The organism is Acinetobacter sp. YH01008, from assembly GCF_013420435.1.
Taxonomy (GTDB): Bacteria; Pseudomonadota; Gammaproteobacteria; order Pseudomonadales; family Moraxellaceae; genus Acinetobacter; species Acinetobacter pseudolwoffii.
Genome location: NZ_VOYD01000039.1, coordinates 1 through 15443, shown reverse-complemented (window position 1 = coordinate 15443; position 15443 = coordinate 1). Strand labels below are relative to the sequence as shown.

Here is a 15443-nt window from a genome sequence, read left to right as displayed (position 1 = left end):
AAGCGGATCGTCTAGCTGCTGAAAAAGCTGAAGCGGATCGTCTAGCTGCTGAAAAAGCTGAAGCGGATCGTCTAGCTGCTGAAAAAGCTGAAGCGGATCGTCTAGCTGCTGAAAAAGCTGAAGCGGACCGTCTAGCTGCTGAAAAAGCTGAAGCGGATCGTCTAGCTGCTGAAAAAGCTGAAGCGGATCGTCTAGCTGCTGAAAAAGCTGAAGCGGATCGTCTAGCTGCTGAACAAAAAGAAATAGATGATGCAAAAGGGCTCACTAGTTATTACCCAATTAACACGATTACAGCTAATTTTAATGGTGGAAAAGCTAAATCTAATAATCTAACTACAGCATCGGGTACACAGTCTGTTGTTTATAATCAACCCTATTCCGTTGTTTTAGGTAACTATTCTGGCGATCTTTCTTATAATAATAGTACTGGCGCATTAATAAACGATGATCGTACATCTAATATTACAATCCAAGGTTTGAAAACTACTGTTGATGCAATACCAAATTTAGGTACTGCCACTTATACAGGTAAGGCGTTTAATGGTGCTTATATTGATACGACAACGATTGATCACAGTGGAATGTTCCCATCTATTTCAACAACATCGAAATTGGCTGAAGGTACTTTAAACTATAATGTTAACTTTACTGATCGTTTAGGTTCAGGTTCAATTAATGGTTTAGGTAATACTATTAGCCTAGAACAAGGTTCCATTACTGGAACAGGTATTAATTCTAGTGCTGTTCAAACAGGTAATATTGGGACATATTCTTTAGATTTTTATGGTAAAAAAGCTGAAGAAATTGCTGGTAAAGTCATTTTTAATGATAAAGATACCGTTGGCTTTGGTGGTACACGTGGTGAAATTTCTAAATAACACTTCATCCTAAGTCATATCTACACTCTAAACCGTCTGAAATTAAATATATTTTCAGACGGTTTTTGTCATTATATTGGTAGTAACTTGATGAATATCAAATATTTAGCAATTCTTTCAGTAACGTTTTCTAGCACTGTATTTTCCCAAGAATCACCACCGACCCAAACGGTATTCTTTGAGCAAGACTCATTTATCCAACCTGAATTATTACTCAAAAAAATAGTAGATAAGGAACTAAATCTTTCCACCCTACCTCCAAACTCAAGTTTAGAAGACTACATTAATCAAGCAATTATTCATAAAGACTGGAAAGAACTTGAACAATTATTAGAGATATACAGGCAAACAGATCACTATGATCAGATTTTATATGAATATGGTTTAGGAGCTTTATATCGTTTTCAAGGACAACAAAAGAAAGCTATAGAAATGTACCAAAAGATTATTCAAAATAATCCTAATTTACATTATCCACGCTTTGATCTCGCCATGATGTTGTTTGAAGATAAACAATATACAGAAGCTAGAAATGAATTTGGAATAGTAAGACCTTTTCTTCCTACTCAGATACAAGCATTAGTAGATCAAATATTGAGTACTATGAAAAAGTCTCAAGCATGGCAACCAACAGTAAATTTTAATTTTGAAAAAACAGATAATGTTAATCAGTCATCTAATATCAAAGAAATTTCTATTGGAGATGCAACTTTCATACGTGATGAAGAATCACTACCACAGAAGGCACAAGGTATCGGTTATACGCTGAGCGCATCACGTGAACAAAATATGATGAACAATCATTATATTTATTTCAATACAACACTAAACGGTATTCATTATTGGGATAATACAGAATTTAGTGAGCAGACTTTACGTATCGATACTGGTTACAAATATAAAGATCTTAAGCAGTCTTTAGGCATAATTCCATTTATTGGGCAAAATATACTAGGTGACAGTCGTTACAGTCACAACTATGGTGCAGGATTAGAATATAACCGATTATTATCAAATCGTTGGCAAGTTTCTGCGAATACAACTCATATCCAAAAACGATATCAGGATTCAGATCTTGCACAATATTATAATGGTCATGCTAATAGTCAGGCTGCATTGATGCTGTATCAACCGAAATCAAAATTACTCATATATAGTGGCTTAGACTGGATGCAAGATCGCTTAGCGGACGAAGCAGAATCATCTAATAAAAAAGGTATACGAAGTGGTTTTTTATACTTTGGGGACTCATTGGGTATTAGTAGCAACATACGTTATTCTAAGCGTAATTTTTTAGCAGATAATATTTGGTATGGTATTCAACGCAAAGACAGTGAATATGAAGTTGGTATAGCTGCTTGGCGTAAGCAATGGCAGTGGAAAGGTTTTACTCCCAAGTTAAATTATAGATATCAAAAAATTGACAGCAATTTACCACTTTATGAGCGTAATAACGGCACATGGTTTATCACAATAGATAAAAAAATTTAAGAATAAAGGCTCTCACTCTCAGTTAGAGCCTTTTATTATTTAACATAAAATCTCTTATACGAAATCCAAATTCAAGACAGAAAAAATCCCGACAGAATGTCAGGATTTTTTTGATTTTCACTATTCCATATCTATTCTTTAATTACATAAATACCAATCTGACTTATTGTCCCAAATGATTCTCCCAGCCTCTAAATATATATTTTGAAAATGGGCTGATGGAATAGCTTTTACACTGCCATAATTCTGTTTTACACCACGAATAGATAGTTTTAGTTCTTGGCTATTAGTCGGTATACTCTCAAGATTACCGACAACAACACCTTCGAATTTTTCGTATTGTTGCTGACCGAATACTTTTATATTATTTGGAATATTTATGATCGTATCTTTACAAATTGATCGTCCAATATCTTTTTGTGAAGGTTTCTTTCTTGAATTTATAATTGCTGTACGCCTTGCTTCTTCAGCTCTTTGATTTGCTTGAGCTCGTTCTGCTGCTAGACGATACTCTCGCTGGGAATTGAGAATTGATTGATACTGGCTAGGTGTTAAAGTGTAAATTAACATATTTGCTGTAGCAAAGTTTCCACTTGAATTAATATTTAGTTTTGGGACTTTTACTTCAGCTCCCCAAAGTACTTTAGAATTTTTTGTACATGTATATAGCCCCTTTTGGCGGTCATAAATATTTGCCGCTGTAGAGTCATTAAATGAATTAAAAGTCCCTCCATCTATTGATTGACAGTACAACTTTAAAGTATCGACAGGAATCTCAATTTCTTTTGTAATCCATTGATCCTTCATATCAGGAGTTTTATAAGCATATGGTCCTCTAAAATTAGTACTTTTATTTACTAGTTCATGTACATCTTTGTATTTTGAAATATTTTCAATAGATACTTTTTTATCATAGTCTTTGAAAATTAAATGAGCTGTGGTTGAACAACCTGACAAAGCTAATGCGACACCGCATAAAAATAATTTTTTCACGAATTATCCCGTTTTAAACAAATAAATTTTTATTAAAAATATATAAATATCAATGTATAAATTTTAACAAATATTATTATTTATATGCAACTAGGTGAGTAGTTACCAATTTTTTAGATATCCTTTATATGTTGGATACCCCCCCCGTTATACTGATAGACAAATAATTTAATCAATAAAAAAACCCCGACATCCTGTCAGGGTTTTTTATTGTGCGATCTGTGGTAGCTACTGTTCTACCTCACGTTCCTGGTGCTTGAACTTATTATTATTGTTTTTTGTTCCGGAACATCCTGTCCCTATATGACTCAATCATAGAAAAATTCCAGTATTCCGCATAGCCGCAAAGGGCCGGAATTGACGTAAGCAAATGCGTACAAGATCGGATAAAAACCGTCCCCTTTTTATCCGCAGAAATTGGGGATATTTTTGTTAGAACCCATTGAAAAAGTTATCTCTACTGAAATGAATTCCACTCGTAGAAGCATTTTTTAAAAAAATAGCTAAAAATTAAAAAGATACAGCTTCTTAAATACAACCTAAGTAGTTGATATAATTATTTTTTTAATTATTGAGGTGTGATAGGTGGTTTTTACTGAATCAGTTTTCCACTTTTGATTTTTCTATTTAAAATCAACATCCAAACATTCATACGAAAGACCCGTACAGGCCTGACTCAATCAAAATTAATTTTACGTTTTTTAATTTTAAAAGTTCCACGACCAGCAAAGCGTCGAGCAAGGTCAGGATTCCGGCCTTCCAAACGTTTAATCAGAATTGGTACGCGATCCGGTGTTTTACTTATTAAATTATCATTTTCTACATACAGCACTGTTCCGCTTTGCGCTGCCTCAATAAAGCGGTATCGAAGTACATCTGCGGCTTTAGCAGCAATACCTGATTCACTGTCATCCTCTTCAATTAGATCTGCTGTTGACATGATGCCATACTCCCAGTGAGCTGATATATGAATCATATTACAAGTCGGTAGACAGAATAAAAAATTAGAGACCTTTCTACATATAATGCTCTGATCGACACACATAATAGCTTCTTTTTTGCATCAAGGTAGCTATGATGTGTGTTTTGAACTTTTTATTTAATTTCAATAGGTTATTAATATTTATCCTTGAGTTCTATTTCCCCAAGAAAAAACAAATAACATTTTAAATCAACAACTTATAATAAATTAGAAATCAAAATATTCACGACACACATCATGTCTACCTAAATTAGCTTCGTTAGGTAGACATGATGTGTGTCGACATTAAAAATTATATTTAATTTCAGTATATTAAAAGAATTGAGCTTTTTAATTTTGATATTTTTTTTATAAAGCACAGAATCATCTAACAGAAAAAATTTTCCCCTTTTTTAATCCTGAATATTTAGAATCGGTAAAAGTTTCTTCCCTAAAAATATAGTTGTCCAGAGCGCAAAATGAATCCTATAACTTTTCAGAAATTAGAAAAAATGAATAAATACTGCAAAGCTTGTGTTAAAGCTTATGCAGTTTTGACTTTGTTGAGTCTGGTGACTTTTTTCATCTATTTTTTTAATCATTTCACCTTAGACGTTCTCTTTACAGACCCGAACACTTTATTTCCGGCAATCAAAATAGAAGTATTAGCATTAGGGATCATACACATTGTGTATTCTTTCTTTTTCAAATATATCGATAAGCAACTGCAAATCTATGGCTTAGATTCCAATCATCTGAATGAATACATCCAGCGTAATCAGGGATTTTTTCAAAAGTATTAAGGGATGCGTTATCCAGTAGAGTTCATCTCTTGTAATGTCTCAAAAACAAGTCTCTCAATGCCGGAACGTGCTTTATCTGGGTCCGGATCTAGCCAGGATAAAGATGGAAATTCAGCACAAAGGCCAACAAATTCTTCATCCTCAATGGACCAGTTCACGTTAAATGAGTAACGAGCTTCAATCTTAAAATCAAATAAAGCTTTCATATATTTTGCAGCGTTTTTGGCCTCTGCTCTCAAATCGTCAATTTCTTGCCGGGTCAGATAATAATCGTCAGGATATTTCGGCATCGTTCACCTTTTTTAAGGACTACAGTAAATACTTTTGGATTAGCTGATTCATGGCATCTCCTGTCACCTTATCTTTACTTAAATTAAGGTTGGCATCCTCTCGAAGCCTACGTAAAACACTATATTGCAAAAAGTCATCTGCATAGTTGGTGAGTCGTGATAAATAATCAAGCTCCAGAGGAACATAGTACTCCACCTTCCTAAAGTCCTTCCCTGTTTTTTTATAGTGGTAGCTCACTGCTTCAGTCAGCAATCGCCCCATTTGATGTCGATTACCCTTAAAAACGGTATAAAATCTGAGACGTTTATAAAACGTCTCAAGCATAGACATACCCATGGTTTTATCAGGGTTTGAGATCAAAACATTCATAATCTCAATGTATTTCTTTTTAAATATTTGCAGCGTTGGCTCATCATATCGCCAAGTCCAGGTGTAATTTTTAGCACTCTTTTCAGTCGGGGCATATTTTTTTGATTTTTTGCTGGAATGAGATAAGCGTACTAGCTCTATATGGCCTTTATCAACGACTATCTTTAAGTAAGGTTTATGCAACACAAACTTAAATTTTTCATGGTCTTGATAATAGTTTTGGATAAGCTGTATTTCCTCCTGCTCTAGCGCTTTATTCCAGTCCAGTACAGCTTCTGAAATTCGCTGGTTGACAATTTTTTTCAGGGCAATTTCACTCTTGGACTGATTATAGTCATGGCTTTTTGGCGTAGTAATCAATAACCAAAAATCAAAAATATTGACCCCTTCAATGGAGGGTCTTTTTTGAATAATAAGATCAGCTATCGGTTCTTTTTTTGTATTTAAACGATAAGTCCGTTGCCTTGCAGTTAAATGAAGCGAGTATTTATCAGTCAGTTTTTTCAACAATTTTTGGATGCTATCGAAAAATAAAGTCTTATCACTTTCAACAGAAAAATGGCTATAGAAATATGCACCATTCGAAACTTTGTCTGCAATTTTTTGTGCTGTATATCGACTATTCGGGCTGTAACTAATCATTTTATTGTCACTAAGCAATATTTAATATGTGTCATTAAGCAATATTCTATATTTCACATTGTCATTAAGCAATATTAAAAATTAATGAAATCCTTATACCATAAGGCTTAACGTGGCTTCGCCACGAAAACCAATGCCAAAGGCATTGGTCAGGCTTTATTGACACAATTTGTCATCGTGCAATAAAGCGGTTCCTAGGTGACGAAATTTACACCCCTTTTTATTTAGTTTATAGTCGGGATATTCATTGACTGAAAGCAGTCTGACCAACTGCCTGACCATTTCGCTTTTAGCGTTTTGAGCAGGCATCAGCCTGCTTAAAGCCATGTTTTTTTAGATAGCGCACAGTCGCGGATTAGCCATCCATACGACTGACCGATTGAGCGTACTACCTTGGAAGCAGGGTTCGGTACGATCTGATGGGCGCTAAGAAGTTGAGATACTTCTTTTCGATCCAATCAGCTTGTTTACAAGCGGTTGGGCGACAAGGACACGGGCGCCTATAAGCAATAGAAATATTGTGAAGTGGTTGTCTGGTGAGAAATCGCCAGGCTAGAGAAGTGCAGATCAATCTGCATGACTTGAACCCCTGTTTCAGCAGAACTCGGGAGGTCGGGACAAGGATGTTGTCAGTACCGTTAATACCGATCTTGTGTGTGCATGATGCGCACTAGACTTTCTAGTGAGAAATGCAGCTCAAGAGCACATCTGTGGGCGTTTGAGGTAACAGCAATGTTACAGGCTGTTGAGGAGAAATCTGGATACAGCGGCACCATCTGGTGAGATTATTTCAAGCTCGATGGGTCAACGGATAGCTTAAGCAGAATACATCGGCAAGCATAGCTGAGATACGTGCAGATTAAGAGCCTTACCCTTGCGATTTTATCATTATAGCCATATCCCCATGTTTTTAAGGAACCGCGTTGGGGGGAAAAAAACACCGAGAGGTTGGAAGTGCTATTTTGATAATAGAGGATAGGCGGTCTGATCAAGACTGTTGGAAATAACTTGGGAATCTCCATGCCGTTGACATTGAATTGTCATGGCAGGTGTGGAGAGGGAGAGATGATGAGTAGGGCGTATAAGCTATTTTAAATAGTGAAATCGTTGCAGTTATTAGTTTTAAACTGCTGAAAGGCAATAGGCGAACTCAATCCTGATATGGCTATCAGGATTGGTAAAGGGAGTCTAAATATTTGTGTCGTGATTTGATGCAGATTTGTTTCCGAAAGTTGGAGTCGGTTTTATGTGTTATCTAAAAAAGCGAGAACTTAGCTAAAATGGTTTGGTCACCATTGTGTTTCAATTGTTCGGGATTGGTCTCTCGAACAAAATTGGGACTATGCAAATTTCAGTGAATAGAATTGGCTATATTCAGATTAGTCTTAAGATGAATTATAACAATTCGCAGAGTCTAATTAACTCTTTAAACTGTGAGCAATTGAGAGTGTTTCTACTCCCAATTTTACCAATATGTTGATATTCAGCATATTGTGGTGTTGGTTGCAAATCGATTAATTTTTTACTTCATTGAAAGAAATAATATCGATAAAAACTTAGTTATTAATAATTTTTTATTAATCGCTACTAGCTGTTTTTTTTAGCGGTGACGTTACGAAGCAGTACAGTTGTTTGACTAGCGGAATAGTGTTTTAGCGGAGATGTATTTTTTTCTGGATTTTTCATCTAGCGGTCCACATGTGACTAAGCGAAGATGATGGAAAATAAGAATTGAATACTAGCGAACCTATACTTAGCGGAGATGGAGAGCAACTTGCTTTGTAACTAGCGGAAAAATGGTATTAGAAAGTCGTAGTTGTGGAACTAAAACACAGCCGAAGTTTGTATCAAACTTAGTCGTGATAACAGTTGGAGGTAGCTGTTGGAACGGTTTGAAAGTCGCTTCCTTTGCCTGGCAAAGAAAATGTCGCAAGTTGATAACTGTGAAAACGTACCAATACGTTCTATTGGCGTTAGGCGGTAACGTGAAACTCCAATACGAGCCCTGTTCCAAGTTTATTGGACAGGGCTTTCCTATTTTGCGCTGATTTGCGTTTTAAGACACTTTACGACTCAGACAAGGTAAGACCCTAGGCCATAACTTAAAAAATCAAACCTGATGCATATTACAAGCAAAATTCACGATATTCATTTGAAGAAAAGATCAATTATTTGCTCTTCATCTGTTTTTTGATCTCTTGCTTTCATCTGCTTCTCATTAACTCGCCAAAGTTGTAACTCGCGATTAAGTTCCTTTTGGCTAATGTTCAATAAATTTTTTCTCTTTTCCTCTAAACTTTCTGCTACTTCTGCTAATTGCCGATCTCTCTCAAAGTATTCCATATCAACTTCCAATTAAATATTTCTAGAAGTATGCAAAATTCTTAGAATGAATACCTGTTTTTTGTCTTCATCAATTTGAATGATGGCACGATATGGGCTGTCAACAATCAGCATTTCTCTGGTTCCTAAACTACCCTTTCTTTTTGTTCGATTTGGTGAGAAGTAGAGCGTTTCTAACTGATCAGTAATTTTTAAATACATACTTTCAGCTAGTTTTTCGCCCCAGTTCTCAATGCCATACGCCAAGATTTCAATTAAATCTTGTTCTGCTTGTGGCAAATAGGAGACTTCATAACTCATTTGCTACGGCTCGCTACTAACTCTCGTGCTTTTTGCATTGCTGTAGCATGTACAGTTTTCATTTCAGTCGTTTGTGATGGATGTGATTTCAAAGAATTTAGAGCTTCTACAATTTTCTCTTTTTCCCAATCTTCATAATCATCATCTTGAATATTAAAAAGACTTTCCAAGTGAGTACCCTTCACATCTTTCAAAGACAAGAATACGCCAACTGGACGTTTATTCTTGGTAACTAAGACAGGTTCTCGTTGCATCGTATCCAATAATTCACCAAAACGTGATTTGGCATCTTTTGCAGTAATAACTTGCATATTTAAAACCTCAAACAATCAAAGTAGACACTTTAGCTATTTTAGACTTTTAAGGAGAATAATCAAAATTAATTTTGTATTTAAATCTTTATTGAGATTAACTAAGAAAAGAAAATGCTCTCACTCTCTCAAGATCCCCACAGCCGTCGCTTCGCTTTGGGCTGATGGTGAACGTTGAGAGAGTTTCGGCAATACTCTCCCTAAGGGTGGTCACTTAAAAAAATGACACATCCCTTAAGTATTGCCGATTTACCAGTCGGGCTGACGGAGCCACGCATCGGTCGTATCCGCACATAGTTTTGCTGACTATGCAGACAAGGACTAAAGGTCTTGCACCTTCCCCCACGCGCTCCTTGTCGAAGTATGGCAGTATCTCTGCGAGGGTTTCCCCAACATGCAACTTAACCAACCTATACAACTACTCTCAACGCTCCGTTTATGTGAGATTCCCCTGTAACGGTTCCGCCTTTCGACGATCGCTACGATGCACCAGTGACACTTATTCCCTCCACATGCACCGCATGCCAACCATAAAAAATGGGCACGCAGAAGCAGGCAAAGCTCGATCTAGGATACTTATTTGATGAAAAAAACACTTAACTAACGAAGACTTTTCAATTTGGGCTTGATATTACTGCACATAACAGTGAAAATAGTGTTCTGGTACAAAAGCCTTTGGGTGAAATCATAACGGTCGCCAAACCTTATGATCTTCGTTACTTGATGTTTTACCCATCAAATAACTGCGTGCCAACGAATTTAAAGCCCTGGGAGACAATTGTCAAGCAGGGCTTTTTCGTTTTTTAGCTATAAAAAAACATTAAATATTATATAGTTGAAATGAGTATTCTAAATCTGCGGTATATTGTATAAATCAAATATATAGGTCAGTTTTGACATAAAATATATGCTAATGCTTATATTATTTTCTCTCAAAGATAATAATAGGACTTGAAAATTAAATGGCTAAACTCTCACTGAGCGAAGTATCCAAACAGTTTAATGTCGATCGATCGACTATCTACAGAGCTGTACGTAATGGACGCTTGTCACGTTCCAGTGATGGCCAATTTGATATTGCCGAAGTTATTCGATGCTTTGGTGAACCACAACAGATATCACAGCCTGCTAAGGAAGCTCCTAAGCAAAGCAGTGATACTGCTACACAAAAACTCATTACACATTTAGAAAACGAAGTCAAAAAATACCAAGAACGTGAAGAACGTTTGATGCAACAAATTGACCGTATGCAGACCCTGATTGAATTAAAAAGTGTGGCACCTGCCACAGTAGTGCCACACCCTGACGCTACAGCATGCGACAGCAAAATGCCACAGCATGCAACAACAGATCAAGATATTGAAAATAAAGAAAATTTAAATAAGGATGTGGCAGCAAGTGTGGCAATACCACAACAATATGCCACAGCACGCGACAGCCAAACGCCACAGCGTGCCACGTTGCAAAATATGGCAGTACCACAACCTAAAAAACGGGGTTTATTTGGACGCGTATTGAATGCTGTATTCAATGAAGATTAAGCGTTCTATACTTTAAAAATCATCTGATGTCTTTTTTCTTGATCTTCACTGTACCTTGCTTCGGCAGACGCTTAGAAATTTCTAAGTTACGATACAGTTGTTTAATCATTACAGGCTCACTATTCGGAGCCTTACACACTACGGTATCGTTTGTGACATAGACCACAGGTCCATTACTAGCTTTTGCAATAAAGGTCTCCGTGAGCACCCGACCTGCCTCTTTAGCAATAATGCGCTCCTCCTCATCCATCTTATTTATCTCATCCATATCTCAACCTACTTAATAATCAAGTTCTATTATTCTTACTATTTAACTTAAATATGAACCTTTTTGTTTAATTGAATTGTTCATGTGGACTACACAAACCCGTGGAACATTGATTAAATAGTAAGCGTGGAACGTGAAGAATCGACAAAAAAGCCCATTCGAGGGTGAATGGGCTTTTCAATAGTATATAAGAAATTGATTTTTAAAGAAATAAAAATAGCATTTCGTATAAGGTGTATTATGTTAATTTTAGCCAAACTTAATTTTTAATATCCCGCCTTTGGGCATTACCGTAAAAATCCGCTACCAGGCACAATCTTTGGTGGGCGTTTTCCGATTCATATTTGGCCTCGACCATTGATGTGGGCATTTGAATGGCATGACACTTCTAAAGATTTGATTTTAAAACGGGGTGAACCTTTATTTTATTGTCAATTCGATGGTTTTGATCCATCACGCACGATAAAACTAATTCAAGCAGAGAAAACACCTGAATTAATGAGTTACATGGATCAAATCTCAGGTGTTGTGAATTATGTGAATCAGACTTTTAGTTTGTTTAATGAAGTTGAGAAAGTGCGACCAAAAAAATTGCTCAAATAAATTTTAAGGATAATCGTAATTTATGAATGCTTTTAACATTAACCGTTACACACTAGCGCTTACGGCTATTATTTTTTACGCCTGTGGGATGCTGTACTGGGTTTTTGCCGATGCCAATTTTGATGGCATGAAATGGTTAACCATTTGGTTCTTTAGCAGTACTTTATTTTTTGGTTTTTGGTTAGGTCATTTTTATGCGACGACCCCGATTGAAGAGCTTAAAGTACAAAAGAAAAAGCTGCTATGGGAGCATATCAAAGTTGGTGTGATGACTGTCGTGGTAGTCGCTATGGCAACAGGTTTAAATAAAAAGGTCGCTATTCTTTTTTTGGATATAGAGGGTTATGTCAGTGAACTCAAACAAGCAAAAGTGATTATGAAGGGGGGGGTAAAAGCTAATTTAAATAGGTTTTCAGGAACTGGTGTTTTCCCGGTAATGGATGTTAATAATGCTGATATAGAGGCAACCCCTGTTTGTGATCTAATCTTAAAAGATAAATGCCAATATGGTTATATGATGGATCAAGATTTTGATATTCAATATATTGATGATTTGAAATATCCATTGAAATATAGATATTTGATCTTCAAAATCAAATCACCCGACTTTTATCGAGGGATTGATTATCATGTTCATTTATATAAAACCAATCAACGCTATGTGTGGTATCTGATCTTTTTTACCATTATACCTGCATTAATCTTTGTATTTTTGATCCCATATCTTCTGTTTTTAAATCAACAACGTAAAAACACTTAAGTTGACAAAAATAACTAGGGGCTGTTGACATTTACTGTGCAAAAAATAGCGAGGAAGTAGAATTTAATCGCTAAACCAAATCTACTCCTCGCTATGCCTCGTACAATGTTGACTGATCAACACTGGTCTAAGTTAATTGGGTAAATGAGGATGATCAAATCTTTTTCTTGGTGGCTTATCCAAAATCTGTAAAAGATAATCTAACGGATAAAGAAACCGCCATTCTGCGCCAACTCGTGAAGGAGCAATTTCATGGATAACAACTTATTTGATGACTTAGTTGCTTCGATTAAAGAAGCAGGAGCAATCAAGCGCAAAGAGATCCAAGCTAGTCGAACGACCGAACTTGAATTACCAGATATTAAGGAAGTGCGAGAAAAAACTGGTTTAAGTCAAAGCGAATTTGCAGCACGTCTCCACATTAGCCATCGTACTCTGCAAAACTGGGAACAAGGCCGACGCTATCCAGCAGGACCAGCAGCAACATTGATTCGAATCTTAGATGCACATCCTAGTCTTATTTAAAAAATGCATTAAAAATGGGAGCTTAGCTCCCATTTTTTGACTTCGTATAACGTGTATTATGTTAATTTTAGGGAAATTTAATAAATAGAAGACTTTCATTATGAATTCCATCAGAACTTTTATTATTTTAATACATTTCACTGCTATATGTGGATGTACTGACTCTTCAGAACCTAGGTCTAAATCTTTATCAGAAAAATCGGATATCGAATATTATAAAGATATATCAAAATCAGGGGATTTAGTGACTTGGGGGATTTCATCGGATTTAATTATAAAAACAGTTGTAGGTGATAAAAAGAATATTGAGCAAGGCATAGTTTTAAGTAATCCTTTTCTTGGGCAGTTTTCTATTAACTTCATTCCTACAGTAGAAATACTAAATGACGATGATAAAATTGAGAACGTTGCCGATTTTCAAAAGCCTATGCAATTTAATCTACTTTTGAATAATGCTAAGAATATAAAAATTAATAACTTTTATGATAGGAGTTATCAAGATCAAGTAAAAGTACATCTACAAAATTTCAGTACACTCGATCCCATATATTTTAAATATAAACAAACACCAAGAGAGTGGATAAACTATTTAACATCACATAAATTTGTAAAATATGAAGATTCATTTAAAAAATTTGATTTAGAATGCTATTCAATAAATTTGGATTCTGATATTTCTTATCATTGTTTAGGTCATGCATCAGATCCATACCATTCTGAATTTTTAATGAAAATTACTCGTAATCTTACAGACCAAATCGTAATAACCACAAAATCTGAAACACCTCTCTATCCTAACGTGAATATAGAATGGAGAATGCCTTATGAATCATTAAAAGATTGGAAAGCTGTAGATCGAAATATTTGGCGTTTATTAAAAGCTTGGAATGCTAATCAATAGAGTAACTATCGCAAAACTTCCACTAATTTTGAGTCTATTTAACATAATGGCGGTTATACGAAGTACACTTGTATATTAATATAATTATCAAATATTTAATAAAACTATAAAAATTCAAGAATGCCCAAAAAGCCGACTTGGAAACAAGTCGGCTTTTTATTGAACAGATTTGTCACTTTCGGCCAATAATTTTGACTAAAAATTACGCTTCTCAACTTGAGTGATACAATTTTGTGATACATTATTGTATATACAAATTTGAATGTTTTTTATGGAACAGTATTTCGAATGGGATGAGGCAAAGAATCGAAAGAATCAGAAAAAGCACGATGTCTCTTTCGAAACGGCAAGCCTTGTTTTTGAAGATCCTCTAAGGATCTCAATCCAGGACAGACATACCGATGGTGAAGAACGTTGGCAAACCGTTGGAAAAGTAAAAGGCGTACTAATGCTCTTAGTAGCTCACACTATCTTTGATGAAGATGACTGTGAAATCATACGAATCATTAGTGCAAGACAAGTCACCAAAGCGGAGCGAAATCAATATGAGCATGGTTAGATATACACGCAAAGAGCTGAATGAAAACTTCAGCGACAAGCAAGATGCTGAAATTCAACGCTTGCTTGCTAAGGGAACGGTTCCTGACGATCAGCTAGATCTCTCAGATATGCCTGAAATTACCGACTGGAGCAATGCTGTACGCCATAATCAATTCTATCGCCCAGTGAAGCAACAGACTTCCATTCGTTTAGATGCTGATGTACTTGCATGGTTTAAAGCTCAAGGCAAAGGCTATCAAACACGAATGAATGAAATTCTGCGAGAAGCAATGTTAGAAGATTTAAAAAATCATCGATAAAAATGGGAGCTTAGGCTCCAATTTTTTAATTTTAATAACATATATTAATTTTTTGGTTCTTAGTGAAATTTAACCATCGGTATAAAAACTCATGTTAAACCTGATTTATCATGTATTCATTAATATCAAGAATATTGATAATTTATTATATAAAATTAAATACTTATAAAAAAAAGTTTTTTTTAAGAATACTCATTTTTTTAGTTAGATATTTACTATAATAAGTTGAAACGTAATGTAATACAAACAAACATTAATTACACATTAAATCCATAATGTAATTTAGGGTATCTATGCAATCAATGAATTTAACAAAGCTAAGTGCTGCTATTATTTTGGCACTAAGTACTGCTGCTTGTAGTAGTGGTGGAAGTCATTCAACAACATCTACTTCTCCAGTAATTACTGAACAGACTGCTGCTGAGAAAGCTGCTGCTGAAAAAGCTGAAGCAGATCGTCTAGCTGCTGAGAAGGCTGCTGCTGAAAAAGCTGAAGCGGATCGTCTAGCTGCTGAAAAAGCTGAAGCGGATCGTCTAGCTGCTGAAAAAGCTGAAGCGGATCGTCTAGCTGCTGAAAAAGCTGAAGCGGATCGTCTAGCTGCTG

The 15443-nt window shown here is 35.6% G+C and carries 17 protein-coding genes and 1 pseudogene; 10 read left to right on the top strand and 8 right to left on the bottom strand.

Going from position 1 to position 15443, the window contains the following annotated elements:
* A partial coding sequence (locus FTT75_RS14210; protein ID WP_180186738.1) for a factor H binding protein domain-containing protein occupies positions 1–878 on the top strand: 878 nt, incomplete at its 5' end.
* 90 nt (positions 879–968) lie between these two features.
* A complete protein-coding gene (locus FTT75_RS14205; protein WP_180186736.1) occupies positions 969–2369 on the top strand; it encodes a surface lipoprotein assembly modifier in 1401 nt (466 codons plus the stop codon).
* 138 nt (positions 2370–2507) lie between these two features.
* Here the strand turns inward: FTT75_RS14205 and FTT75_RS14200 are convergent, their stop codons facing one another.
* The 7 genes from FTT75_RS14200 to FTT75_RS14170 all read right to left on the bottom strand — a co-directional run bounded on the left by FTT75_RS14200 (position 2508) and on the right by FTT75_RS14170 (position 9382).
* Positions 2508–3362: a hypothetical protein gene (locus FTT75_RS14200; protein WP_180186734.1), complete on the bottom strand. Its 855-nt coding sequence runs from the start codon at positions 3360–3362 to the stop codon at positions 2508–2510.
* Positions 3363–4038: 676 nt separating this feature from the next.
* Positions 4039–4302, bottom strand: coding sequence for a hypothetical protein (locus FTT75_RS14195; protein ID WP_180186732.1), 264 nt, complete (start codon positions 4300–4302; stop codon positions 4039–4041).
* Positions 4303–5134: 832 nt separating this feature from the next.
* On the bottom strand, positions 5135–5416 hold the full coding sequence (locus FTT75_RS14190; protein WP_180186730.1) for an antitoxin HicB: 282 nt from the start codon (positions 5414–5416) through the stop codon (positions 5135–5137).
* Positions 5417–5435: 19 nt separating this feature from the next.
* Positions 5436–6428: a hypothetical protein gene (locus FTT75_RS14185; RefSeq protein WP_180186728.1), complete on the bottom strand. Its 993-nt coding sequence runs from the start codon at positions 6426–6428 to the stop codon at positions 5436–5438.
* A 2148-nt stretch (positions 6429–8576) separates the two neighbouring features.
* Complete coding sequence (locus FTT75_RS14180; protein WP_180186726.1) at positions 8577–8771, bottom strand: hypothetical protein; 195 nt, start codon at positions 8769–8771, stop codon at positions 8577–8579.
* Between the two features lie 12 nt (positions 8772–8783).
* Positions 8784–9071: a type II toxin-antitoxin system RelE/ParE family toxin gene (locus FTT75_RS14175; protein ID WP_180186724.1), complete on the bottom strand. Its 288-nt coding sequence runs from the start codon at positions 9069–9071 to the stop codon at positions 8784–8786.
* A complete protein-coding gene (locus tag FTT75_RS14170; RefSeq protein ID WP_180186722.1) occupies positions 9068–9382 on the bottom strand; it encodes a type II toxin-antitoxin system Phd/YefM family antitoxin in 315 nt (104 codons plus the stop codon). Before FTT75_RS14170 ends, FTT75_RS14175 begins: the two co-directional genes overlap by 4 nt.
* 962 nt (positions 9383–10344) lie before the next feature.
* Here FTT75_RS14170 and FTT75_RS14165 point away from each other — a divergent pair.
* Entirely contained in the window at positions 10345–10923 is a 579-nt protein-coding gene (locus FTT75_RS14165) for a plasmid replication DNA-binding protein (RefSeq protein WP_180186720.1), read from the top strand.
* A 19-nt stretch (positions 10924–10942) separates the two neighbouring features.
* Here the strand turns inward: FTT75_RS14165 and FTT75_RS14160 are convergent, their stop codons facing one another.
* Positions 10943–11191, bottom strand: coding sequence for a hypothetical protein (locus tag FTT75_RS14160; RefSeq protein WP_180058737.1), 249 nt, complete (start codon positions 11189–11191; stop codon positions 10943–10945).
* 276 nt (positions 11192–11467) lie between these two features.
* Between FTT75_RS14160 and FTT75_RS14155 the strand changes: the two are divergent.
* The 7 genes and pseudogenes from FTT75_RS14155 to FTT75_RS14125 form a co-directional block, all read left to right on the top strand.
* Positions 11468–11794, top strand: a pseudogene (locus FTT75_RS14155) (hypothetical protein); the annotation flags it as partial.
* Between the two features lie 22 nt (positions 11795–11816).
* Positions 11817–12554: a hypothetical protein gene (locus tag FTT75_RS14150; RefSeq protein WP_151204775.1), complete on the top strand. Its 738-nt coding sequence runs from the start codon at positions 11817–11819 to the stop codon at positions 12552–12554.
* A 252-nt stretch (positions 12555–12806) separates the two neighbouring features.
* Positions 12807–13079 (top strand): NadS family protein, encoded by a 273-nt coding sequence (gene nadS / locus FTT75_RS14145; RefSeq protein WP_151204774.1) that lies wholly within the window; start codon positions 12807–12809, stop codon positions 13077–13079.
* Positions 13080–13179: 100 nt separating this feature from the next.
* Positions 13180–13980, top strand: coding sequence for a hypothetical protein (locus FTT75_RS14140; protein WP_180186718.1), 801 nt, complete (start codon positions 13180–13182; stop codon positions 13978–13980).
* Positions 13981–14251: 271 nt separating this feature from the next.
* On the top strand, positions 14252–14539 hold the full coding sequence (locus tag FTT75_RS14135) for a BrnT family toxin (protein WP_126624547.1): 288 nt from the start codon (positions 14252–14254) through the stop codon (positions 14537–14539).
* Positions 14526–14840 (top strand): BrnA antitoxin family protein, encoded by a 315-nt coding sequence (locus FTT75_RS14130; protein WP_126624548.1) that lies wholly within the window; start codon positions 14526–14528, stop codon positions 14838–14840. The genes FTT75_RS14135 and FTT75_RS14130 overlap by 14 nt, the downstream gene beginning before the upstream one ends.
* 302 nt (positions 14841–15142) lie before the next feature.
* Positions 15143–15443, top strand: a 301-nt coding sequence (locus FTT75_RS14125) for a hypothetical protein (protein ID WP_218954471.1), incomplete at its 3' end; no start/stop codon positions are given.